The following is a 24,894-nucleotide window of genomic DNA, read 5'->3' on the forward strand; positions in this document are numbered from 1 at the left end:
GAAGCGCTCCGCCCAGCCGTCATTGGTCGGTGCCTTCGAACATCGTGTCCCAGACCGTCGCCAACATCTGCGAGGTCAGGTCGGCGGCCTGCTCCTGGCCCATGCCTTCGGTCATGACGGCAACACCGACCTTGGAGCGGCCATCGGAGATCACGACGAAATAGTTGTAGGAGTCCTGAATGCCCATACCGCGGTGGGCGTGCACCGTGGCGCCTTCCGGTACGTCCACGCCTTCGGAGGCGATGTCGAAGGACATCAGCTCGTCCGCGCCGTCGGCCGCGATCTGAGACAGCATGCGCGCCGCGTCATCCGATGAGGCGTAGTTCTCGTATCCGTTCTCCGAAGCGGCCACATCACCGTATTTACGTTCGAAACGGCTGGTGGTGTACTGATTGTCCGACAGCCATGAATCGACCGCATCCACGCCGCCGAGCGAATCGATGACTAGGTTGGCGGCCTCATTGTCCATCGAACGCATCATCTCGCCCGCCGCATCGCTGGGCTGCCCCTCATGGGCGTCGTAATAGGCCAGGTACACCGGCAGATACAGGCCGGCCGACACCATCATGGTCGAGGCGTTCGACGATGAGTAGCTGCGCAGGCCGTCCTCGGTCATCACCGACACGGCCACATCGGTGGTCGAGAACGCATCGACGATGCGATCGGTGGATTCCTGGTCCAGCGTGCGCGCCGACAACCCCTGCTCATCCTCGTCGGGATCCTGTTCCTCGGACGCTTCGGTGTCCCGATCGTCGGATTCGTCGTCCGGAACCGTCTGCCCATTGGAGGACGACGGTCCCTGCGGCGCGGACGTGCCGCCATCCGACGGGTTGTTCCGTGTCGCCAGCGTCACACCGGCGATGACCAAAGCCACGACCACCAGCACCGCCGCGATGATGATCGCGATCCGTCCCTTGCCGTGTCGCCCCGCGGCCTGCCCCGACGCCTGTCCGGGAACCGGTCCGAATCCCGGACCGGACGCCTGTCCGGGATAATGCTGCGGCTGCACCGGGGGCATCATCATCGTCGGCGCCTCCATGGAGGCAGGCGCAGCCGATTCGGGAACCACAGGGGCCGGTGAGGCCGATTCGGGAACCACGGGGGCAGGCGAGGCCGCCGCAGGTGCGGCCGGGCCAGGCACCGCCTGCGCCGGCGCAGCCGATTCGGGCGCACCCTGGGCGGGGGCCGTCAACGGCGCGCCGCACGAGATGCAGAACCGGAAGCCCTCGTCATTGGCATTGCCGCATCGCCCACAGATCATCATGTCCTCCATTCGTCGTCCTGAACGTATCCATTATCGACCATGCCGCCCGCCGCCGCATCGACACGTCGCCCGGGACTCGTGTCGGCGCGGACGAGACCATGTTCCGCCCATGCCGCCAATGTCGCCGCGTCGGCTGACCGCAGTGCGGTGAAACGCAGCGTATTGATTCCGTTGGATACGAACAGCGGCAGCGTCAGGCTTTCCACACCACGCCGTTGACGCCACGGCGTGGTGGACCGTTCCACCGACTGGATGCGGGAACGCCGCGTGAATACCGTGAACAATGTCAGCATCGTCGCCCCGGCGGCGACAATGCGCTTGCCGTCCGGCAGCATGTATCCTTCCGCCGCGGCCTTCAGGCATCGGCACAAGCCCCACCAGACCATCAACGCCGCAGGTGCCAGCATCCACAGCCAGGCCATGGCGTCGCCGGACGCCAACGCCCAGATCGCGGCACCGACCATACCGATTGTGGACACCGCCAGCAGAGTGAACAGGTAGTAGCGAAGCAGCCCCCGGCCGGTTCTCCGCATCCGCGGCGGGACCAGTTCCCATTCGGGCAGCATGCGTTGCAGCACGGCGTATACGCGATCGTCGCCGATGACCGGCAGCACATCGGCACCCGTGGAATCGGCGTCCTCCCCTTCCGCGGTGGCGACCGCCCCCAATCCCAACCGGACCGAGCACAGGTGCAGGGCACGGCGTATCAGCGTGCGACGGATGGCCACGGTTTGGATGCGGTCGACGGCGATGGTGGTGATCCTGCGCGTGAATGCGCCGCGCACCACGACCAGATCGCCACCGCGACGCCACACCTCGAACCCGTGGAAGCGCAGCAGGGATCCGATGATGCTGGCGCCGACGAGCACCGCGAACACGACGGCCACCGTTCCGATGAACGCGACCACGCTGCCGGTGGCGAATCGAACGACCGAATCCTGGGCGTTGTCCATCATGGCTTCGGGCACCACGTCGCGCAGCTGTTCGATGAAGCCGTAGACCACGATCAGCGCGGCGAACAATCCCAGATCGGTGACGGCGAACAGCAGGATATCCCTCACGGAGGCACGAAACACCAATTCGCCTTCGATAACGGGCCGCCCGCCCGGCACCTGCACCTCATCCTCGGCCGCCGCCGCGGGCACGGGCCCCGCGCACCAGCCTTGGCCTCCCGTTTCTCGTGTTCCCGCCGCCACCGCAGGCGCGGGACCCGCGGGCGTCCCACTCGCCTGCCTGGCAACCTCAAGTTCCAACTGCACGCTTGAGGGAACGCCTCTGAGCGTTATGCCCGATTCCCCTCCGGCGGCCGTGATGTCCAGGGTCACGACCTGGAACGGCCGCATATAGATCGGCGAACTGCTGGATATCGCGTGGATGTGGTCGTAGGAGATCGTCGTCCGCTTGCGGTTGAGCATCCCGGAGCGTTGGGTCACACCGTTTTCGTCCAGACGATACCTGGTGGTCAGCCATCGCAGCACCGGGAACACGAGCATGCACGCCACCAGCAGCGCGATGACCACGCCGATGATCGTCAGGACAATCGGCGCATCACGATTCGGCAGCGCGATGGCCAGCATGGCGAGTATCAGCGCGACGGTATCCTTCACCGAATCGATCAGCGCGGCCACCAGTGCAACCGGATGCGATCGGCGCCACGCCGTGTTCACAGGTCCTCCTTCACCGCGAGCACACGCGAGGTGATCAGCTCCACGATTCGCATGGCCTCGGCGTCATCGACTGCCTCGATCTCATGCTCGCCCACCGCGGTGTGCACGCTAACCGATGTCATGGCGAACGAACGGAGTAACGGACCCTGTTTGGTGTCGACATGCTGGACGCGATTGAACGGCACCGTCACCGATTTGCGGAACAGCCACCCCGTATGCAGTTTCAGATCCCGCTCGCCGATGGAGAATCTGGTGAACCTGTATGCGTATCGGGTCTGCAGCGGCTGGGTCGCCAGTTCAAGCACCGCCCATGCCGCAATCAGGCCCAGAACAAGCGCCTGCCAGAACCCCCACCAGTCGGAGGCGATGAAGATGCTCGCCAAAACCGCGCAGACCAGCACCACCGCCGTGTCCGTCAACACCGACCGCAGCAGCCACACCCGTTTGATGCGTTCAGGCAAGGAGCGCCATTCCCGTTGGGTGTGCAAACCATCCGTTCCGTTTTCGCCCATACGCCTCATCCTAGCGTTTCCGTATCGGCAATCCCATAAATCCCATAGTCCTCCTTCTCGCGTGACGGCCGACGGTCCGCCTGCGCCGGATGGCGGCCACCGCAACGGCACCCGCCGCCGACATGAGGCCGATGACGCACGGTATGACGGGAAGCCGGCCGTGCTCCGCTGCCGCGCCCACCGTGACCGCATCATAGGTGGCGCTCGTCTGGTTTCCGGCTTTGTCGGCGACCGACACCGTGACGTCATGGGCGATCCCGTCGGCCTTCAGTTCGTATCGGGGCATCTCGCCGAGTGACGTGTCCCCGTTCCATTCACGGACCACACGCCCGTCGATGCGCAACTCGGCATGGTCCACACCCAGATTGTCCTTGGCGTCGATGGCGATCGCCCTCCCCGTGCCGCCGGTATACGTCGCCCCGGAGGCCAGGCCGGGCACCGACACGGTCGGCACGGTCGAGTCGACGGCGAAGCTCACCTCCGCACTCTCGCGGCGATCCGCGTCCTTGCCTTCCATGGTGTTCTCCGACACGTTGCCCGCCAAGTCCACGGACCGTACGAGGACCCGGTAGAAGCCGTCGCCGGCGAACCGCCGCGCCGGAATCGTATAGGTGGTTCTGCAGTATCCGTCCTCCCTATCCGTACGTGTGTCGAATTCGTCGGGCGACAGGGTTTCGGCCCGATCGTTGTGTACCACCGTGATCCGGCTTTCGCCTGACTGAAGGCCGGAGACGTTGAATTCCCGAATCTCCACATCCCGCGCCTGCGACAGGTAGGTGCCACGCAGCTGCCGTGTCCCTTCGTCGAACGCGTAGGTGGAGCCGAAACGGTTCACGGAGAACGTCGTGGAGGCTTCAGTCACATTGCCCGCCGCATCGGTGGCCGTTGCGGTGAGCGTGTAGACGTCGTCGGCTTCGGGGTGCCGCGCGAAATCCCGGAAGGTCACGTTCATGCCGGCATCCGTATGGGACACGTCATGCGATGGCATGGCATCGCCCTCCAACGCCCCCTGCCGTGCACCGCTGAGACTGACGGCACACCCCTGTTCGTCGAGATTCGCGTCGGCGCAGCCGATGAGGGGCGCGACCGCCCCCGAGTAGGCGGCGCCTTCCGCCACCCCTTCGAACTCGATGCGCGGCGGCGTCAGGTCGATGACGAAATGCGCATCGTCCATCAGCGACTCCCCGGACACGCCGGCGGAGACGGCGCTATCATGCAGCCCCCGATAGGAGAACCGCAGCGCGTATCTCCCTTCCGTCACGACGTCCGCGCCCCGAGCCCGCACCGGCACGGTGATGGTCCATCGTTCGCCGTCGCGGCGCTCCCACCCTTCGCTCTGCAGCGTCAATGGCGACAACGGCCCCGTGCCGCCTGCGCGTTCCACCGTGCTGCCGGCGAACAGATCGACCGTTTCGGCGCCATCGGCGTTGCGGGCGAGCGGGAACCATGGATCGCGTACGGTGCAGGTCACGGCCACGTCTGTGCGGAAGTATCCTTGCCGCGCGTTCGACTGCGACCGGGCGGCAGCGGCCGTCAGCGTCATCGCGTCGACCTGCGCGGGCCCGCCGGCGATGATGGCCAACGCGGAGGCGTCCTCGTCGCCCAGCAGCGCCCGCACTGTTGATGCGACGGTGTTGCCGGCATGGTCCACGCCCACGAGCCGCACCGCATTCAGGTCATACAGCCCTTCCTGCGTGAGCGTGATGATGGCCTGACCGGTTTGCGGATCAACGGCAATGGTCTGTTCCGTGACATCGCCGCCCGGCATGGGTTCGCCCTGCAGGTCGGTCGGCGCGGGGACCGTGACCCGGACCGTGGCCGGGCCGGAAGAAACGCCGCCCGTATGCTGCGCCGACGGGGCATCCTCGAGCGCGACGGTCAGTCTGGCCTCGCCCACTGCGGCGTGGATGCGCCTGTTGCCATAGGTGGTGTTCGGCTGTGGTCCGGACGCCTCATGCCAGGCCGGGGCGGTGGCGTCGACGCCGAATTCGATTCCCGCCGGGTCCGCCGTTCCGAACAGATAGCCGATGATCCCCTCCTCCGGTTGATCGTGGAGCGAATAGGCATACCATCCTTCGGCGTGCGGTTGCGACACCGCCCAGGTAAGTCGTCCGTCATTGCCCGTGCGCAGGTCCGCAATCGTCACCGCGTCCTGCTCGACGCCGTTGCAGGTCGAGGACACCACCGACGTGGCGGTTTCGCCGCGCTGCTGCAGGATGGCGAGGATTCGGGACAGCAGTCGATTGCCTGAAACGGTGATGCCGACCTGAGGCGCCTCGGCATGCCAAGCGGCATCGGTGTCACCGGATGGCGCATCGACCGTCAGCGCGGCGGTGATCTTCGCCGCCGGTTCGCCGATGGTCAACGGATCAGGGAGCGTTCCCGCGCCGACAAGATCGCACATGGCGATCACCGCATCTTCCGCGGTCCGGATGGCGATATGGCTGAAGTCATAGCTGCCGGGCGTCCGCAAGGTCACGTTCACCGCCGTGGTTCCGGTCTCTTTGTCCCCAGGCTTCTCCGATTCGGCTGCCGTGATGAGGTAGTCCCGCGGTTCGAGCGCTCGTTCCGCGCCGGTCAGATCATGATAGGTGCCGCTCAGGCTCAGGGAATCGACGTCGACATCGGACAGAATGACCCGTACCGCGCGTGACGGGTCATCGCCCCAAGCGATGACCTCATCGCCATCCCGCAGGTCGTACGCATCATTGCCTTGATAAGCGATGTATCCCATGGCCGTTTCCTTGGTCGGGATCGTCCGGCGTTCCTCCTCATCGGCGGGCGTCTGAGCCGATATGACGACCTGTGATTCGTCCACGGCCGCTTCCGACGCGCAGGCCGTCGCCACGGCGGAGCCCATCGCCGTCATGGTGACGGCTGCGGACGCCACGGCCACCGACGCGCGTATGGTGCCGCCACGCCGCCTCCTACCCCCACCGACGCCGGAGATCACCGTACCATCGGAGATCACCGTGCTGTCCGATACCACGGTATCGTCGGAAATCACCGCGTGGTCAGAACACACCGCGTGGTCAGAACACACCGTATTGTCAGAGATCACCGTGTGGTCAGAACACACCGTATTGTCAGAGATCACTGTGTGGTCAGAACACACCGTATTGTCAGACGACGCCGTCTGTTCGAACTTCTTGGGACCAGCGACCGGCGTGCCACCCGTCTCAGGCCTCACCCCCGCCTGCGCCGCCGCCATCGCCTGCTTCCCCGCTGAAGGAACCTGCGCGGCAGGCCGAACCGCCGACGTCTGCAGCGATCCGCCCGGCCGCGTCACCGATGCGGATGGGCGGCGGCTCCCCCGCACGGCCAGCGCTTCGGCGTACCGCCACGAGCCCGGTCTGCTCCCACGCAGCCGGGCGATCTGACAGCGGGCCGTCTCCCCGTTCAGTATGCGCCGCACGGCCGGTATGTCGAATCCGTGATGCATGGCGATCGCCGTCAGCATCAGCGCCACCGCCAGGACCAACCATCCCGCGGCAACCAGTCGCAACGTTTCATAGCTCATCGAATATCCCCCTACTAACTGTCGGTGAAGGCGCCCTCCACGGCCTGCCTTGCGGCAGCCACGTTCCCCAACGCCCGGTTTCTGGCCGCATCATGCGCCTCATCGGTGGCACCGGTCGTTTCGGCCAGACGCCCCGCCGCATCGCATAATCCCGCCATGTCTTCCATCGGCACGCCATCCGCGCGGAATTTCCGCGGATAGGCGCGCATGGCGTCCAGCGCCAGATTCGCGGCCTCCAGACGCATCACTTCGTTGTCCTGTCCCGCCGCCGTGTTGACGAGGCTGCGCAGCATCACGAAATACGGTCCGTATCGGCCCGCATCGTCGCCGGAATCGATCAGCGGCACGATCCGCACATTGAATTCGGCGATCCCCGCGTACATGCCGGCCAATTCCGAACGTCCGAACGTCTCGACCCCGGCGGCGTCCCGCATCCAGGGCGCCGCCGCCCGTATCCGCGTCAGCCGCCGATCCCCGTCGTCTTCGGCATCGGACGAGCCGGACGCATAGTAGTACCAGTAGAGCCGTCCGGTATCGAAGCACAGTGCCGCCCACGCGGTCTCGTCGGACCGCAGCGCGTCGGCATGGCGGTCCATCAACGCCAGATAGGTGCGTTCCTCATCCGCGGAGTACACGCCATCGGCCTCATACCGTTCGATCAGATGCAAATACGGTTCGATTGCGCCGGGCAGAATCCCGGCGGCGCGAGCGCACGCCCGTTCCGCGGCGTATCGGTCCGGGGCGCGTTCGGCCTGCGTCATCCAATGGGCGTAATCGCCGTCCCTGACGCGGTCGGACGCCAGCAACGTTCCACCGGACAAGGCCAGGCATGCCGCGGAGGCTGAGACCGTTCCCACGAAGGCACGCCACCGCCGCCGGAGCATGTTCCGTCTGGCCGGCTCATCGTCCAGACTGTGGCCGAGCGCATAGGCGAATTCGGCGCACGTCCGGTACCGACGATCCGGGTCCGCCGATGTGGCCTTGGCGATGACCCGTTCCAACCCCTCGGACAGGTCCGGTCTGATGCGGCGGATCGGCACGATGCCATCCCGCGGATGCCTCCCCGTCAACAGGTGGAACAGCGTGGCGCCCAACGCGTGGATGTCGGCCCGCGCGTCCACGGTGCCGTCCCGATCGAACTGCTCCGGAGCGCCGTATCCCGGCGTGCCCATGCGCAGACCGTCCCCGAAGGCGGGACGGGCCGTGCCGGCATCACCGGTTTCGAGGGCGATGCCGAAATCGATGAGTCTGATCGACCCGTCCGGCGTCAGCATGATATTGGACGGCTTCAGATCGCGGTACACCACCATCGGCGTCCGCCGATGCAGATAGTCCAGCACATCGCACAGTTGGATGCCCCAGTCCACCGCCTGCGCCTCGCTCCGGGGCCCTTCGCGTTCCAGTAGGGCGCGCAGCGTCTCGCCCTCCACGAAATCCATGACCACGAACACCTCCGAGGCGTCGGCGATCAGGTCGACGATGCGTGGAATGGCGGGATGGTCGAGCCGCGCGATCAGCGCGGACTCCGCACGCAGACCGCGCATCATCGCGTCATGCCGCGCCGGCGAGCCGACGTCGCGCATCTGCTTGACCGCCCACCGTCTGTTCAACGCCACGTCCATCGCCAGATAGACCGTGGCCATGCCTCCGGCACCGATTTGTGCCAGGATGCGGTACCGTCCCCCGATCAGGGCCCCTTCAGCCACCATTGCGAATGCCTTTCCCCATGCGTTGCCTGCCTCGTGGCTCCACATGGGACCGGCCGAACGCCGGCACCGGCACCATGTCTTTCCCCCTCCCCCAATGTACGGTCCCGTCCGACGTCGTGTCAACCGGACGCCGGCCACCGTCCGGGAAACCCCGGCCGTTCAACGCCCCGACGCCGACACGCCGCGTTCCCCTCGCACGTCGGCATCCGGACACCACCCGGGCACCGCCCGGATACCGTTCAGCCCCCCAAAAAACACCCGAAACCACCTGAAGCTTGCCACATACCAGCCAAAACCGCGCCCGCAATACGCCAAGGGGCGCCTCCCTGCAGGGAGGCGCCCCTTGGTGCAACGGTTCAACGCTCGGCCGTCAACCGGCCGTATGCGTCGGCAGACGTCACAGGCTCAAATCGCCCAGATCGGCGTCGGAGAAGTCGGCGCCGCCGAAATCATCCTGACCGCCCTCGTCGTTCAGGAAATCATCCGGGTTGAAGTCGTCGCCGAGCTTCAGCTCGCCGAAGTCAATGCTGGAGAAGTCCACATCGCTCAGATCGGCGTCGGAGAAGTCGGTCGACTCGTCGCCGCCCAGGCCGAAGTTCGGGTAGATCGTCTCGCGGATCGCCTTGTCCGGCTCGACCACCGCGTTGCGGTAGCGGGCCAGGCCGGTGCCGGCCGGGATCAGCTTGCCGATGATCACGTTCTCCTTGAGGCCCTTGAGGTCGTCTTCCTTCTGGCTCAGCGCGGCCTCGGTGAGCACGCGCGTGGTCTCCTGGAAGGAGGCGGCGGACAGCCACGAATCGGTGGCCAGCGACGCCTTGGTGATGCCCATGAGCTCCGGACGACCGGCGGCGGGCTTGCCGCCGTTCTTCACGGCCTCCATGTTCGCCTCGCGGAACTTCGCCTGATCCACCAGCTCGCCCGGCAGCAGGTTGGTGTCGCCGGAGTCGATCACGGTGATGCGGCGCAGCATCTGGTGCACGATGACCTCGATGTGCTTGTCGTGGATGTCGACGCCCTGGGAGCGGTACACGTTGTGCACCTCCTCCACGATGTTGACCTGGGCGGCACGCGGGCCGAGGATGCGCAGGATCTTCTTGGGATCCACGGAACCCTCGATCAGCTGGGTGCCGGCCTCCACATGGTCGCCGTCCTTGACGAGCATCGGCGCGCGACGGGTCACCGGGTAGGTGATCGGTTCGACGGAGGTGTCGTCCGGCGTCAGCGTGACCTGGCGGCCGCGGTCGGTGTCCTCCACCTTGACCGTGCCGGCGAACTCGGAGATCGGCGCCTCACCCTTCGGGGTACGGGCCTCGAACAACTCGGTGACACGGGGCAGACCCTGGGTGATATCGGACGCCGAGGCGACGCCGCCGGAGTGGAACGAACGCAGCGTCAGCTGGGTGCCCGGCTCGCCGATGGACTGGGCCGCGACGATGCCGACGGCCTCGCCGACGTCCACCAGCTTGTTGGTGGCCAGCGACCAGCCGTAGCACTTGGCGCACACGCCGCGCTTGGATTCGCAGGTCAGCACGGAACGGGCCTTGACCTCCTCGACGCCGTGGGCCACCAGATCGTTGAGCACGTCCATCGACAGCGCGTCACCGGCGTGGTAGAGCACGGTCTCGCCGTCGGCCGGGTCGATCACGTCGGCGGACAGCAAACGCGAGTACGGACCGCCGTCGGCGGCCTTGACCAGCACGAGGTTGCCGTCGTCGTCGCGCTCGGCGACCTTCATCGGCAGACCGCGCTTGGTGCCGCAGTCCTCCTCGCGGACGATGACCTCCTGGGAGACGTCCACGAGTCGACGGGTCAGGTAACCCGACTCGGCGGTACGCAGAGCGGTATCGGCCAGACCTTTGCGGGCGCCGTGCTGGGAGATGAAGTACTCGAGCACGGACAGGCCGTCGCGGTAGTTCGACTTGACCGGACGCGGGATGATCTCGCCCTTCGGGTTGGCCACAAGGCCTCGCATACCCGCGATCTGGCGGATCTGCATCCAGTTGCCTCGCGCACCGGACTGGACCATGATGTTCACGTTGTTGTCGTCATGGAAGTTCTCGCGCATGGCGTCGGCGACCTTGTCGGTGCACTCGGTCCACAGGTTGATGAGCTCCTGGCGGCGCTCCTCGTCGGTCAGCAGACCCATGTCGTACTGCGAGTTGACCTTGGATGCCTGCTCCTCGTAGGAGTGGACGATGTCCTCGCGCTCCGCCGGGGCGACGATGTCGGAGTACGCCATCGTGACGCCGGACCACGGCGCGCGGGTGAAGCCCAGATCCTTCAGGGCGTCCAGCGTGGCCGCCACCTGGGCGGTGGAGTAGCGGGTCGCGATGTCGTCGACGATCTTGGACAGCTTGCCCTTCGGCACCTGCTCGTTGACGAACGGGTAGTCGACCGGCAGCGTCTCGTTGAACAGGATACGGCCGTAGCTGGTGGCGAACAGCACGGAGCCATCCTTGAAACGCTCCTCGCGGACCACGTCCGGGCTGCCCGGCTCGGGGTCGACGACCTTGAGCTCGCCCGGTTCCCAATCCTTCGGCAGCACGAAGTCCTCGGGCAGGCGGATCAGGACCAAGGACTGCATGTCGATCTCATGCAGGTCGAGCGCCATCTGCGCCTCGGCCAGCGTGGAGAACACGCGGCCCTGGCCCTTGGCGCCCTCGACCACGGTCGACAGGTAGTACAGGCCCAGGATCATATCCTGCGACGGCATGGTCACGGTGTGGCCGTCGGCCGGCTTCAGGATGTTGTCGGAGGCGAGCATCAGCGTACGGGCCTCGGCCTGGGCCTCGGCGCTCAGCGGCAGATGCACGGCCATCTGGTCGCCGTCGAAGTCCGCGTTGAACGCGGCGCAGGCCAGCGGCGGCAGGTGGATGGCCTTGCCCTCGACCAGGATCGGCTCGAAGGCCTGGATGCCCAGACGGTGCAGCGTAGGCGCACGGTTGAGCAGCACCGGATGCTCGGCGATGACCTCCTCGAGCACGCCCCACACCTCGGAATCGCCGCGGTCGACCAGACGCTTGGCGCTCTTCATGTTCTGCGCGTAGTTGAGGTCCACCAGACGCTTGATGACGAACGGCTTGAACAGCTCGAGCGCCATCGGCTTGGGCAGGCCGCACTGGTGCATGCGCAGCTCAGGGCCGACGACGATCACGGAACGGCCTGAGTAGTCCACGCGCTTACCCAGCAGGTTCTGACGGAAACGGCCCTGCTTGCCCTTGAGCATGTCGGACAGGGACTTCAGCGGGCGGTTCGAGGCGCCGGTGACCGGGCGGCCACGGCGGCCGTTGTCGAACAGCGAGTCCACGGCCTCCTGCAGCATGCGCTTCTCGTTGTTGAGCATGATCTCGGGGGCGCCGAGCTCGATCAGTCGCTTCAGACGGTTGTTGCGGTTGATCACGCGGCGGTACAGGTCGTTGAGGTCGGAGGTCGCGAAGCGGCCGCCGTCCAGCTGCACCATCGGGCGCAGGTCCGGCGGGATGACCGGGATCACGTCGAGCACCATGGCCTCCGGCTTGTTGCCGGTGGTCAGGAAGGCGTTGACGACCTTCAGGCGCTTCAGGGCGCGGGCCTTGCGCTGGCCGGTGCCCGTGTCGATCTCCTCGCGCAGCTGCTTGGCGGCGCCCTCCAGATCGAAGTCCTGCAGGCGCTTCTTGATCGCCTCGGCACCCATGCAGCCCTCGAAGTAGTCGCCGTAGCGGTCCTCCATCTCGCGCCACAGGTCCACGTCACCCTCCATGTCGCCGGGGCGCAGGCCCTTGAAGCGGTCGAACACGGCGGAGATGCGCTGGATCTGATCGTCGTAGCGCTGGCGGATGGCCGCCATCTCGCGCTCGGCGCTGTTGCGCAGCTTGGACTTGGCGGCGCCCTTGGCTTCGCCGGCGGCCTCGAGTTCGGCCAAATCGGCCTCGACCTTCTTGGCGCGCTCCTCGATCTCGTTGTTGCGGCGCTTCTCCAGGTTGCCGATCTCGGTATCCAGCTCCTCCTGCAGGTCGGGCAGGTCCTGATGACGCTGCTCGTCATCGACCTTGGTGACCATGTAGGCGGCGAAATAGATGACCTTCTCCAAATCCTTCGGCGCGATGTCCAGCAGGTAGCCCAGACGGCTCGGCACGCCCTTGAAGAACCAGATGTGGGTCACGGGGGCGGCCAGCTCGATGTGGCCCATGCGCTCGCGGCGGACGCGGGACTTGGTGACCTCCACGCCGCACCGCTCGCACACGATGCCCTTGAAGCGCACGCGCTTGTACTTGCCGCAGGCGCACTCCCAGTCACGGGTCGGGCCGAAGATCTGCTCGCCGAACAGACCGTCCTTCTCCGGCTTCAGGGTGCGGTAGTTGATGGTTTCGGGCTTCTTGACCTCGCCGTAGCTCCAGCTGCGGATGTCGTCGGCGGTGGCCAGGCCGATCCTCAGTTTGTCAAATGCGTTGACGTCCAGCACTTGTATTCCTGTCTTTTGAAGTTGAGTTTCGTACGTTCATGGGGTCGCCGACCGGCGCACGGCCGGCGACCCGGGGAATCACTGGTATTCGGGCTCCTCGGCGGCCTGGTCCTCCTTGGCGGCGGCGTCGGGGCGCACACCGATGTTGAAGCCCAGTTCGTCGGAAGCGGACATCGGATCGTCGTCCTCATCCTTCATGTCGATGGCCTGGCCTTCGGCGTTGAGCACCTCGACATTCAGCGACAGGGACTGCATTTCCTTCAACAGCACCTTGAACGACTCGGGGATACCCGCCGGCGGCAGGTTCTCGCCCTTGACGATCGCGCCGTAGGCACGCACGCGGCCGTCCACGTCATCCGACTTGGTGGTCATCATCTCGTGCAGCGTGTAGGCGGCGCCGTAGGCCTCGAGGGCCCACACCTCCATCTCGCCGAAGCGCTGGCCGCCGAACTGGGCCTTGCCGCCCAGCGGCTGCTGCGTGATCATCGAGTACGGGCCGGTCGAACGGGCGTGGATCTTGTCGTCGACCAGGTGGTGCAGCTTCAGCATGTACATGTAGCCCACCGAGATCGGCTTGGGGAACGGCTCGCCGGTACGGCCGTCGAACAGCACCGCCTTGCCGTTCTCGCCGACGAGCTTGTTGCCGTCGCGGTCGGGCAGCGTGTTCTTGAGCAGGCCGTGCAGGACCTCCTGCTTGACGCCGTCGAACACCGGGGTAGCCACCGGGGTGCCCGGCTCGCCCTTCTCGGCGCCCTTGGGCACGTACTTCTTCCATTCGGCCTCAAGCTCCGGATCGACCGTGATGTCCCAGCCGGCGTGGGCCACCCAACCCAGATGCATCTCGAGCACCTGGCCCAGGTTCATTCGGCTCGGCACGCCCAGCGGGTTGAGCATGATGTCGACCGGGGTGCCGTCCGCCAGGAACGGCATGTCCTCCTCCGGCAGGATGCGGGAGATGACGCCCTTGTTGCCGTGACGACCCGCGAGCTTGTCGCCCTGGGTGATCTTGCGGTGCTGGGCGATGTACACGCGCACGGTCTGGTTCACGCCGTTGGGCAGCTCGTCGCCGTCCTCCTCGGCGTCGGCGCGGGTGATCTCCTTGACGGCGATCACGGTGCCGGACTCGCCGTGCGGCACGCGCAGCGACGTATCGCGGACCTCGCGGCTCTTCTCGCCGAAGATCGCGCGCAGCAGGCGCTCCTCCGGGGTCAGCTCGGTCTCGCCCTTCGGGGTGACCTTGCCGACGAGGATATCGCCGGCCTCGACCTCGGCGCCGATGCGGATGATGCCGCGCTCGTCCAGGTTCGCCACCGCGTCCTCGCCGACGTTCGGCAGGTCGCGGGTGATCTCCTCGGCGCCCAGCTTGGTCTCGCGGGCGTCGATCTCGTACTCCTCAATGTGGATCGAGGAGAGCGTGTCGTCCTGCACCAGACGCTGGGAGACGATGATCGCGTCCTCGTAGTTGTAGCCGTTCCACGGCATGAACGCGACGAGCAGGTTCTTGCCCAGGGCCATCTCGCCCTTGTCGGTCGCCGGGCCGTCGGCCAGCACGGTGCCGGTCTCCACGCGCTCGCCGTTCTTGATGCGCGGCACCTGGTTGTAGCACGTGCTCTGGTTGGAACGCTGGAACTTGGTCAGCTTGTAGCTGGAGGTGGTGCCGTCGTCGTTCATCACGCGGATGATGTCGGCGGACACGTAGGTCACCACGCCCGGCTTCTCGGCCAGGATCACGTCGCCGGAGTCGATGGCGGAACGCCACTCGGAGCCGGTGCCCACCAGCGGACGCTCCGATTCGATCAGCGGCACGGCCTGACGCTGCATGTTGGTACCCATCAGCGCTCGGTGGCCCTCGTCATGCTCCAGGAACGGGATCAGCGAGGCGCCGACCGACACCATCTGGCGCGGGGAGACGTCCATGTAGTCGACCATGTCGACCGGCACGTCCTCCGCCTCGCCGGCGGCGTCTCGCACCAGGGCGTCCTTGGAGATGAAGTTGCCGTTCTCGTCCAGCTCCTGGTTGGCCTGGGCGATGACGTGCTCGACCTCACGGTCGGCGGTCATGTAGACCACGTCGTCGGTCACGTGGCCGTTCTCGACCTTGCGGTATGGGGTCTCGATGAAGCCGAACGGGTTGATGCGGCCGAAGGTGGCCAGCGAGCCGATCAGACCGATGTTCGGGCCTTCCGGGGACTCGATCGGGCACATACGGCCGAAGTGGGACGGGTGCACGTCTCGCACCTCCATGGAGGCGCGGTCGCGGGACAGACCGCCGGGGCCCAGGGCCGACAGGCGGCGCTTGTTGGTCACGCCGGCCAGCGGGTTGTTCTGGTCCATGAACTGGCTGAGCTGCGAGGTGCCGAAGAACTCCTTGATGGTGGCGTTCACCGGGCGGATGTTGATCAGGGACTGCGGGGTGATGGCCTCGGCGTCCTGCGTGGTCATGCGCTCGCGCACCACGCGCTCCATACGGCTCAGGCCGGTGCGCAGCTGGTTCTGGATCAGCTCGCCGACCTGGCGGATGCGGCGGTTGCCGAAGTGGTCGATGTCGTCCACGTCCACGCGCAGCTCGATGTCCTCGCCGTCGCGACGGCCCGGGAAGGTCTTGTCGCCGGCGTGCAGGGTCACGAGGTACTTGATCGTGGCGATGATGTCCTCGCGGCTCAGGCTGCGGTCGTTGTAGTCGGCCTCGAGGCCGAGCTTGCGGTTGATCTTGTAGCGGCCGACGCGGGCCAGATCGTAGCGCTTGGTGTTGAAGTAGAAGGACTCGAGCAGGTTCTTACCGGCCTCCGGGGTGGCGGTGTCGGCCGGACGGATCTTGCGGTACAGATCGGTCAGGGCCTCATCCTGGGTCTCGATCGGCTCCTTGTCGAGGGCGTCGAGCACGAGCGGGTAGCCCTGGAACGCCTCGCGGATCTCCGGCTTGGTCATGCCGATGGCCATCAGGAACACGATGGCGGACTGCTTGCGCTTGCGGTCCACGCGCACGCCGAGCACGTCGCGCTTGTCGATCTCGAACTCCAGCCAGGCGCCGCGGCTCGGGATGATCTTCGCGCCGAAGATCTCCTTGTCGGAGGTGCGGTCCGGGGTGCGGTCGAAGTAGACGCCCGGGGAGCGCACGAGCTGCGAGACGATGACGCGCTCGGTGCCGCCGATGATGAAGGTGCCGTGCGGGGTCTGCAGCGGGAAGTCGCCCATGAACACGGTCTGGGACTTGATCTCGCCGGTGTCGCCGTTCTCGAATTCGGCGTTCACGTACAGCGGCGCGGAGTAGGTGTAGTCCTTCTCCTTGCACTCCTGCACGGTGTGGCGCGGCTCCTCGAAGTACGGGTCCGAGAAGGTCAGGGACATGGTCTGGGCGAAGTTCTCGATCGGGGAGATCTCCTGGAAGACCTCATCCAGGCCCGAGACGTGCGGCACGGTGTTCGTGCCGTTCTCCAGGTCCTCCTGCACGCGCTGCTTCCAGCGCTCGTTGCCGATCAGCCAATCGAAGCTGTCGGTCTGCACGCCCAGCAGGTAGGGCACATCGATGGGCTCGCGGATGGAGCCGAAGTTCACACGGTCCGACGCCTTGTGCAGATCGATGTCATGCTGGTCGGCGCGTGCGATGATGGTGGTGGTACTCGTCGTAGCTTGTTCGGCAGCCAATGGACGTTTCCTTATCGCTCGCTAGGTTCTTCGGTGTTCGTTACCCCGGAAGCGCTGGAACGGCCGCCATATGCCTGTACGCGGGCGCTTCCTCCTTGTCAGCATGCCCGCCATATGACATGCGTATACGCAAAGATAAAATGATACCACCACGCAACACGCCGCGCAAGCGGACGACGCGCCTACTGCACGATGAACGGCACCTGCTGGCTGACCACCTCGGGGTGGTCCCGCAAGCTCAGCTGCGCCACATACGTGCCCGCGGCCACCTTCGGCAGTTCGGAATCCTTCACGCATTCGCCGCCGGAACGGTTCGTGTTCCACTTCATGCCCTGAACGTCCTTGTCGCCGCTGGCCATCAGCAGCATCCGGGCATCGGCCGGACACGCGTCCGAACGCCAGATCTGGTCGGAACCCGACGTGATGGTCAGCACGCGGCTCGAGTCCGAGCCGTCCACCAGGCAGCTCTTCTCGCCGGTGTACACGATGCCGGCCGAGAAGGTGATCGATCCGCCGACTTCAACCGTTCCGGACGATACGGACAGCTCCAACGCCAAATCCTCGCCGGAACAATCACGTACCCCCGTCCCCGAAATCGGATCCGGGATGGCGGAGCGCGAGATCGAAGGCCGGTCGTCGGTCACCATCGCCCCGACGGACCAGATTCCACGGCCCAGACTGTAGACGCAGAACACCACCAGGGCAAGCACCAGTAGCGCCGCGACACCCACCACCACACGGCGGCGACGATAAATCCGGCGCTGCTTCTCGCTCAGCTTACGCTTGCGCCGCTTCATGCCCCCTGATGTTCTCTGCGTGACCATAACTCCCCAGTCTAAGCGTCCGCCCGGTACATCATACCCCCGTGACAGCACATACCTCCATTTTTGCGCCATATGCAACGTTAGTCACCGGTCACCCCACAGGCAACCGCAGCGAGCCGTCCGGCATCATCTCCAGCAGACCGTCCTCATCCAACGAGGCGATGCAGGCGTCCAACTGCACCTGATCCGGCCACAACCGTTCGATGCGCGACCTCGGCACGGCACCCGACGCCCCCGCCCCGGACGACTGGCCGCCCGCGACACCGCGCGCCGCCTGCACGGCGGACCGGCGCAAGGCGTTCAGGACAATGCCCCGCACCTGACGATCCGTACCCTGGAACCGTTGACGCGGCCGGGTGCGGCTCTCCCCCAGACCGGGCAGCCCCGCCGCCAGGAACGCGCACATATCCCGCAACGGGCAGTCCCCGCACTGCGGTGCCTGGGCCGTGCAGACCGTGGCCCCCAACTCCATAACCGCCTGGTTCCATATCGCCGACGGTTCATGCGGCACATGCCGGACATTGCACGCGACACCCGCGTCCGCATTCGCGCACACGCCCGACGACGAGCCCGGCGCCTCACGCTCCCGCCCCTCCCCCGGCAGCACGCGCGCGGCCAATTCACGCTCGGCGCGGGAGGCCGCACCCCCACGCGACTCCACCCCGAGGAAGACCCTGCTCAGCACGCGGCGGATATTCGTGTCGATGACCGCGATGCGCTCGCCGAAGGCGAAGCTCAGCACGGCGGACGCCGTGTAATCGCCCACGCCGGGCAACGCCACCAGCTCCTCATACGTACGAGGCAGCTCGTTACCGTATTGTTCGGCCACCACGCGGGCGCACTCCTGCAATCGCAACGCGCGCCGCGGATAACCGAGCCGCCCCCAGGCCGTGATCACCTCGGCGGTCGGGGCCTCGGCGAGCGCCGCCGCATCCGGCCATACCCGCATCCAGTCCATCCAGTACGGTACCACGCGGCTCATCTGCGTCTGCTGGCTCATCACCTCGGAGACCAGCACGCCCCACGGCGTGGCGCGCCCGAACCGCCACGGCAGATCGCGCGCATTCAGCTCCCACCACGCGGCCAGACGACGGTACACCGCGGCGGCTCGGTTGCGCAGTTGTTCCTCGGTTCCACGTTCAGACACCCCACCATTGTGCACGACACCTCCCCACCGTCTCAGGGGGCTCCCGTCGAGGCCCGCGCCGATGCCCGCGGCAGAGGGAGGATAACGGCCCGCCCTCCCCGTCAAAGGACAGTCGGCGCCGACGACGGAGGGAACGCACGGCCCGTTCCGGAATGCCCGGGGCCACACGTCCGCCGGAAACGACGGCCGAGAGAGCATCGCGCACCTGTCGGCTTGCGTCCCTAATGTTGGCAATCATGACGAACGAAGCAGCGCAACCGAACGAGAACACTCCCGAAGCGCGGGTCGAGCGGATGTACGAGTACGGCTACCGCAAGTCGAACTACGGGCCGGACGAACTGGTGACCGACGCGCACGGCAACCCGATCAGCGTGGTGGACGCCATGCTTTCGGCCGAGGCCGCCGCCCAGGCCGAAACCGTGACCCCGCACCTGTGCTACTACTCGCCGCGCATCCCGGGCAACACCGGTTCGGCGATCCGCCTGTGCGCGGTGACCGGCACGATCCTGCATCTGGTGGAGCCGCTGGGGTTCAACCTGCACGACACCAAACTGCGCCGCGCCGGATTGGACTATCACGACATGGCGCATGTGGTCATGCACCCGAACTTCGAGAATCTGGTGGAGTCGATGCCGAACTCGCGCATCATCGCGTTCACGGCGCACGCCACCAAGCTGTATACCGAGATCGAGTACAAGCCGACCGACATCCTGCTGTTCGGCCCGGAGCCGGGCGACATCCCGGACCCGGTGGACATCATGTTCGGCCCGCATGTGGCCGAGCAGGTCCGTCTGCCGATGCGCCCGAGCCTGCGCAGCCTGAACCTGACGAACTGCGCCTCGATCGCGATCTACGAGGCCTGGCGTCAGCTGAACTTCGAAGGCGGCAGGTAAAGCGCCGACGGCTGCGGACCACAGTTCCTTGCGCCAGTCATCTATAACGCACAAACGCTCACCTTTTGCTTGACGTCGGTCAAGTACTTGACCGACGTCAAGCAAAAGGTGAGCGCAACTACGAGTAAGGCGTCAGGCTACAGCTGCAACCGCACCGCAATTTAGAACCCCTCGAAGGGCGCAGACAGGTACCCGTACGAGAGCCGCCGCGCTGCACAGCAAGTTAACTAGTTCTTGAAGCTGTGGATCGGGGCGGGGATGCGGCCGCCGCGGGTCACGAAGGCCTCGCAGCTGGTCTGGTTGACCGGCATGATCGGCGCGTAGCCCATCAGGCCGCCGAATTCCGCCGAATCGCCCACGCCCTTGCCATACACCGGGATGATGCGCACGGCCGTGGTCTTCTGGTTGACCATGCCGATGGCCGCCTCATCGGCGATGATGCCGGAGATCGTGGCCGCGGTGGTGTCGCCGGGGATGGCGATCATGTCCAGGCCGACCGAGCACACGCAGGTCATGGCCTCCAGCTTCTCGATGGTCAGGCACCCGGCGCCGGCCGCGTCGATCATGTTCTTGTCCTCGGAGACCGGGATGAACGCGCCCGACAGGCCGCCCACGTACGAGGACGCCATGATGCCGCCCTTCTTGACCTGGTCGTTGAGCATGGCGAGCGCCGCGGTGGTGCCGGGGGCGCCGACCCGCTCCAGACCGATCTTCTCCAGCACCTCGCCGACCGAATCGCCGACGGCCGGGGTGGGTGCCAGCGACAGGTCGATGATGCCGAACGGGATGCCGAGCCGGCGGGAGGCCTCCTGCGCCACGAGCTGGCCGACGCGGGTGATCTTGAACGCGGTGCGCTTGATCGTCTCACACAGGAATTCGAAGTCGCGGCCCTTCGCCTCGTCGAGCGCACGGGAAACCACGCCGGGGCCGGAGACGCCGACGTTGATGACCGCGTCGCCCTCGGTGACGCCGTGGAAGCCGCCGGCCATGAACGGGTTGTCGTCCGGGGCGTTGCAGAACGCCACGAACTTGACACAGCCGTAGCTGTCGTTGTCGCGCGTGTTGTAGGCGATGTCCTTGATGATGTGGCCGAGCAGTTCGACCGCGTTCATGTCGATACCGGTTTTGGTGGAGCCTACGTTGACCGACGAGCAGACGATGTCGGTTTCGCTCAGCGCCTGCGGCAACGAGCGGATGAGCATCTCCTCGGCCGGGGTCATGGACTTGGAGACCAGCGCCGAGTAGCCGCCGATCAGGTCGACGCCGACTTCCTTGGCTGCGCGATCGAGTGCGTGCGCGAGCTTGACGAAGTCCTCGGAGGACTTGCAGGCGCTGGCGCCGACCAGCGAGATCGGGGTGACGGTGATGCGCTTGTTGACGATCGGGATGCCGTAGTCGCGTTCGATGGCCTCGCCGGTGGCGACCAGGTCCTTGGCGTATGTGGTGATCTTGCGATAGATGTTGTCTGCGACCACGTCCACGTTGGCGTCGGCGCAGTCGAGCAGCGAGATGCCCATCGTGATGGTGCGGACGTCGAGCTTCTCCTGCTCGATCATCTGATTGGTCTCGTGGACCTCCATGATGTTCAGCATGTGCGTGTTCCCTTCGGTGCGATCTTCGGATTGGATGGGTGCGTGACGAGCTGCCGGACCGGACAGCCGTCAGACGCGGTGCATCTTGGTGAAGATCTCCTCACGCTGGCAGCGGATCTTGACGCCGATTTCGTCGCCGAGGGCGTCCAGATCGGTGACCATGGTACCGAATTCGGTGTCGACGTTCGCGTAGTCGACGATCATCATCATGTTGAAGAAGCCGTCGATGATGGTCTGGGAAATGTCGAGCACGTTGACGTGGTGCTCGGCCAGATACGTGCAGACGCGGGCGATGATGCCGACCGTATCCTGACCGACGACGGTGATGATGGCCTTGTTCATGCGATGGACTCCCTGTTCTCGCGAGATGCCGATTGGTTGGATGCCCCCAGTATAGGGACTGCCGCCGTCAAGCCGGGTCAGTGCGACCGCATGCGGCGGTTGAGGTCGCTGACCTTGTCGGAGATCATTTCGAGCTTGCGTTCCAGTTTGTCGGCCTGGCCCTTGGTGACGGGCGCGTCCTTCTCGTCGTTGATGCCGACCTCGCGGATGACCCAGGCCACGCAGGAACCGGTGATGACACCGACGATGGCGATGCCCGCCAGCACGAGCACGACGGTAATCAGACGGCCGGTGACGGTGACCGGATAGTAGACGCCGTAGCCGATGGTGGTCATGGAGACGAACGCCCACCACAGGGCGTCCGGATAGGAGGTGATGAGGGCGCCGGGCACGTAGCGCTCCGCTTCGAGCGCGACCATGGCGCCCATGGATATGACCAGCGCGCATGCGCCGATGATGTACAGGTTGAGGTGTCCGCGCACCCACCCGCGCACACCGGTGTGGATGGCGTAGGCGGCGGAGACGACGCGCGCGAACCGCATGCCGGGCACCAGCGGCAGCAGCAGGATGATGAATCCGAGGATATGTCCGCTCAGCCATCGCCAACTGTGTTCGGCCACGTACATGGTCAGCGCATAGTCGATGGCGTAGAACGCCCAGATGATGTCGAGCGCCACCTCGATGGCCAGCGAGACGCCGCTCGGCGGTTCAAGCAGCACGTTCACCGAGTATAGGATCAGGAACAGCGCCGAAGCCCCAAGCAGCCACCAGCGGTTGCCCCGCTCCCACTCCTCCATCGGCATGTCGTGCAACGTCTTGGGCAGCGTCTTCAGCCAGGCGATGATCTTCTCCACACTCCGCACTCTAACGTAGAGCCCGCCCATCAGACCGAGCCCGTCAGCCATCATCGGCGCAAAAGAAGCATGCCGTCCGCAATCGCACCCGCCTCCACGCTCGACGGCGCCATCGCGCCACACCGTCAAGAAGACCGCTTCCAAGAGTCTTCCGCTAGGCACGGCAACGCTACAGCATCGCCTCCAGACACTCCCTCGCGGTTTTGCGGGGAATGGACGAACCCTCAAACGCCGCGCCGTCACGGGAGACGATCACATCAACCCCGGCATCTTCGGCCACGGCACGAATCAGACCGTCCTCGAAATCCGGCTCGTCCGATGCCAGCGAACGACGCGCATGACGCGGCAACAGCGGCCGTACGTCGAACAGCTCCATCAGTTTGCCCACATACTGCCGAGCCTGCCTCTCACTACCATAATGGCGACGCAGCACGTAATACACGTCGTTGAGCGAGGCGACGCACACCATCATCTCCACGTCCCCTCTGCGCACACAACGGCCCAGCAAATCCAAAGAATCCTGATGGAACGGCGCCCTGTTCGCATTACACAGGTCCAACAGGATATTGGTATCGAACAACAGCTTCACCATGGTTCACCCGCCTTGCGCAGACGTTCCTGTTCGATGATCTCCTCATCAGACAGGCCACCCTCCACTGCGGGCAGCTCGGCGTTGGCGAACATTTCGATGATCGCCAATTTGCGCTCCATCTCCCGCCGACGCACCAGGTCCAACGTAATCCGTTCGAATTCCGGCAGTTCCCCGGTATCCGCCAGATAATTCGTCAGATCACGAATCACGTCGGAGTATGTCAGACCGTGCCGCTTGAGCACTGCCTCCGCTTCACGTTTGCGCTCCGCATCCACGCGGGCCGTCACCATCGCCATCGTCATAGCAATCACCCCACACAGTATTGTAATACGTGTAATACACCAGAATATCACCTGACGATTCACAACACGTCGGAGGCACAGGCCGTATCGCCGCAGTCGCAGACTCGGACGCAAGCGCAGACTCAGACGAAACACATCCACGCGCCCAAGGCACAACACATACGAAAACGACTGGGGAAGGACCTTATCAGGCCCTTCCCCAGTCGCATACTTCAGCGCAAAAGCCGTGGAAACCCGAGAAACATCACGGGATTCCATCAATCCGCAAACACCGAGACGGAGACCCCGTATTCCCGTAGAATCCCGTGGACTCCTCGGGATACCAGGTGGAACTCAGTCTTCGCGGCTGGCGGAGGCGGAGGCGACGGCGGCGAGCGCGCGCGGCGCATGGAAGCCGCGGACCTCGAACTCGTCGGCGATCAGCTGGGCCACTTCGCGGCCGCGACCCTTGTCGACCAAGGCGATGATCGAACCGCCGAAGCCGCCGCCCGTCATACGGGCGCCATACGCGCCGTTGGCGCGGGCCATGTCCACGGCCACGTCGAGCTCGGGCACGGTGACCTCGTAGTCGTCGCGCAGCGAATCGTGCGAGGCGTTGAACAGGCGACCGGACTCGGCGATGTCGCCGGCGGCGAATGCCTTGACGAACTCATCCACGCGGCCGATCTCGGTGATGACGTGGCGCACACGCTTCTTCATCGTCTCATCGTTCAGGCAGTTGAGCAGCGCAGCGAGCGAACCTTCCGAATCGGTGGAGTAGGCGACCGCCTCGGCCGCGGCGCGCAGATGTTCGTAGCCGAGCAGTTCCGCGGCCTGCTCGCAGGTGCGGCGGCGCTGCTCGTACTGGCCGTCGTTGAGCTGGTGATGCGCCTGGGTGTCGACCACCAGCAGCTCCAGACCGTACTTATCCAGGTCGAACTCCTGCTGGGAGACGCTGTCCACCGCGCTCAGCCCAGGCATGCAGTCCAGGCGGATCGCGTGGCCCGGGGTGCAACGCATCGAGGCGTTCTGGTCCAGACCGCCGGTGGAGGCGCCGGCCATGTCGTTCTCCGACTTGATGGCCATGGTGATCAGCGTGACGCGCCCCTCGTCGGTGGCACCGTAGCCCAGGCCATACACGTCGTCCAGCGCGAGCGCGGTGGAGCAGGTCATGGCGGCGGAGGAGCTCAGCCCGGAGCCAAGCGGCACGCAGGAGACGAACGCCGCATCGAAGCCGCGCACCTGGTCGTAGCCGGCCTCGCGCATGGCCCAGGCCACACCGGTCGGATAGGCGGCCCAGCCGTCCACGCCGCGGGCCTTGAGGCCGTCGAGTTCGGCTTCGGCCACGGCGGTCGGGTTCACGTCGGAGACGAGGCGGACCGCGGTGTCCTCGCGCGGCTTCAGGGCCAGGAAGGTGCGGTGCGGCAGCGCGATCGGCAGGCACAGGCCCGCGTTGTAGTCGGTGTGCTCGCCGATCAGGTTCACGCGGCCCGGCGCGGCCCACACGCCGGCCGGCTCCTCGCCATAGGTGGCGCGGAACAGCTCGGTGGCGCGGGCGACGCCGTCCTCACGGCTGATCGGTTCGATGAATTCAACGGAAGACATGGAATC

General features: G+C 65.7%; 16 protein-coding genes. 1 reads left to right on the forward strand and 15 read right to left on the reverse strand.

Annotated features, from left to right (window positions below; genetic code table 11):
• Positions 1 to 19 precede the first annotated feature (19 nt).
• The 9 genes from OU11_RS05025 to OU11_RS05065 all read right to left on the reverse strand — a co-directional run bounded on the left by OU11_RS05025 (position 20) and on the right by OU11_RS05065 (position 18,729).
• Positions 20 to 1,264 carry a serine hydrolase gene (locus OU11_RS05025; protein WP_152597072.1) on the reverse strand — a complete coding sequence of 415 codons (1,245 nt, stop codon included), beginning with the start codon at positions 1,262 to 1,264 and terminating at the stop codon, positions 20 to 22.
• On the reverse strand, positions 1,261 to 2,931 hold the full coding sequence (locus OU11_RS05030; RefSeq protein ID WP_033514882.1) for a PH domain-containing protein: 1,671 nt from the start codon (positions 2,929 to 2,931) through the stop codon (positions 1,261 to 1,263). The genes OU11_RS05025 and OU11_RS05030 overlap by 4 nt, the downstream gene beginning before the upstream one ends.
• Positions 2,928 to 3,443, reverse strand: coding sequence for a PH domain-containing protein (locus OU11_RS05035; RefSeq protein WP_033514884.1), 516 nt, complete (start codon positions 3,441 to 3,443; stop codon positions 2,928 to 2,930). The genes OU11_RS05030 and OU11_RS05035 overlap by 4 nt, the downstream gene beginning before the upstream one ends.
• Positions 3,444 to 3,453: 10 nt before the next feature.
• Positions 3,454 to 6,963: an LbetaH domain-containing protein gene (locus tag OU11_RS09175; protein ID WP_152597073.1), complete on the reverse strand. Its 3,510-nt coding sequence runs from the start codon at positions 6,961 to 6,963 to the stop codon at positions 3,454 to 3,456.
• A 14-nt stretch (positions 6,964 to 6,977) separates the two neighbouring features.
• Positions 6,978 to 8,672, reverse strand: a complete 1,695-nt coding sequence (locus tag OU11_RS05045; protein ID WP_033514890.1) for a serine/threonine-protein kinase — start codon at positions 8,670 to 8,672, stop codon at positions 6,978 to 6,980.
• A gap of 397 nt (positions 8,673 to 9,069) precedes the next feature.
• Complete coding sequence (locus OU11_RS05050; RefSeq protein ID WP_033514892.1) at positions 9,070 to 13,113, reverse strand: DNA-directed RNA polymerase subunit beta'; 4,044 nt, start codon at positions 13,111 to 13,113, stop codon at positions 9,070 to 9,072.
• Between the two features lie 78 nt (positions 13,114 to 13,191).
• The gene (gene rpoB / locus OU11_RS05055; RefSeq protein ID WP_033514894.1) at positions 13,192 to 16,758 is read right to left on the reverse strand and encodes a DNA-directed RNA polymerase subunit beta; all 3,567 of its coding nucleotides are present in this window, start codon (positions 16,756 to 16,758) and stop codon (positions 13,192 to 13,194) included.
• A gap of 182 nt (positions 16,759 to 16,940) precedes the next feature.
• Positions 16,941 to 17,555, reverse strand: coding sequence for a hypothetical protein (locus OU11_RS05060; RefSeq protein ID WP_033514896.1), 615 nt, complete (start codon positions 17,553 to 17,555; stop codon positions 16,941 to 16,943).
• A 118-nt stretch (positions 17,556 to 17,673) separates the two neighbouring features.
• Complete coding sequence (locus tag OU11_RS05065; RefSeq protein ID WP_223224132.1) at positions 17,674 to 18,729, reverse strand: HhH-GPD family protein; 1,056 nt, start codon at positions 18,727 to 18,729, stop codon at positions 17,674 to 17,676.
• A 236-nt stretch (positions 18,730 to 18,965) separates the two neighbouring features.
• Here OU11_RS05065 and OU11_RS05070 point away from each other — a divergent pair, with 236 nt between their 5' ends.
• Positions 18,966 to 19,622, forward strand: coding sequence for a tRNA (cytidine(34)-2'-O)-methyltransferase (locus tag OU11_RS05070; RefSeq protein ID WP_081963466.1), 657 nt, complete (start codon positions 18,966 to 18,968; stop codon positions 19,620 to 19,622).
• Positions 19,623 to 19,849: 227 nt separating this feature from the next.
• Here OU11_RS05070 and OU11_RS05075 read toward each other — a convergent pair whose 3' ends face one another.
• The 6 genes from OU11_RS05075 to galK form a co-directional block, all read right to left on the reverse strand.
• The gene (locus tag OU11_RS05075; protein WP_033514898.1) at positions 19,850 to 21,214 is read right to left on the reverse strand and encodes a PFL family protein; all 1,365 of its coding nucleotides are present in this window, start codon (positions 21,212 to 21,214) and stop codon (positions 19,850 to 19,852) included.
• A 69-nt stretch (positions 21,215 to 21,283) separates the two neighbouring features.
• The gene (locus OU11_RS05080; RefSeq protein WP_033514900.1) at positions 21,284 to 21,556 is read right to left on the reverse strand and encodes an ACT domain-containing protein; all 273 of its coding nucleotides are present in this window, start codon (positions 21,554 to 21,556) and stop codon (positions 21,284 to 21,286) included.
• Positions 21,557 to 21,633: 77 nt separating this feature from the next.
• Positions 21,634 to 22,410, reverse strand: coding sequence for a potassium channel family protein (locus OU11_RS05085; RefSeq protein WP_033514902.1), 777 nt, complete (start codon positions 22,408 to 22,410; stop codon positions 21,634 to 21,636).
• A 169-nt stretch (positions 22,411 to 22,579) separates the two neighbouring features.
• Positions 22,580 to 23,002 carry a PIN domain-containing protein gene (locus OU11_RS05090; protein ID WP_033514904.1) on the reverse strand — a complete coding sequence of 141 codons (423 nt, stop codon included), beginning with the start codon at positions 23,000 to 23,002 and terminating at the stop codon, positions 22,580 to 22,582.
• Positions 22,996 to 23,304, reverse strand: coding sequence for a type II toxin-antitoxin system RelB/DinJ family antitoxin (locus OU11_RS09180; RefSeq protein WP_033514906.1), 309 nt, complete (start codon positions 23,302 to 23,304; stop codon positions 22,996 to 22,998). The genes OU11_RS05090 and OU11_RS09180 overlap by 7 nt, the downstream gene beginning before the upstream one ends.
• Before the next feature lie 333 nt (positions 23,305 to 23,637).
• The gene (gene galK, locus OU11_RS05100; protein ID WP_033514908.1) at positions 23,638 to 24,888 is read right to left on the reverse strand and encodes a galactokinase; all 1,251 of its coding nucleotides are present in this window, start codon (positions 24,886 to 24,888) and stop codon (positions 23,638 to 23,640) included.
• Between the last annotated feature and the right edge of the window lie 6 nt (positions 24,889 to 24,894).

Origin of the sequence: Bifidobacterium pullorum DSM 20433, from assembly GCF_000771405.1 — a bacterium.
In the GTDB taxonomy this organism is placed as follows: Bacteria; Actinomycetota; Actinomycetes; order Actinomycetales; family Bifidobacteriaceae; genus Bifidobacterium; species Bifidobacterium pullorum.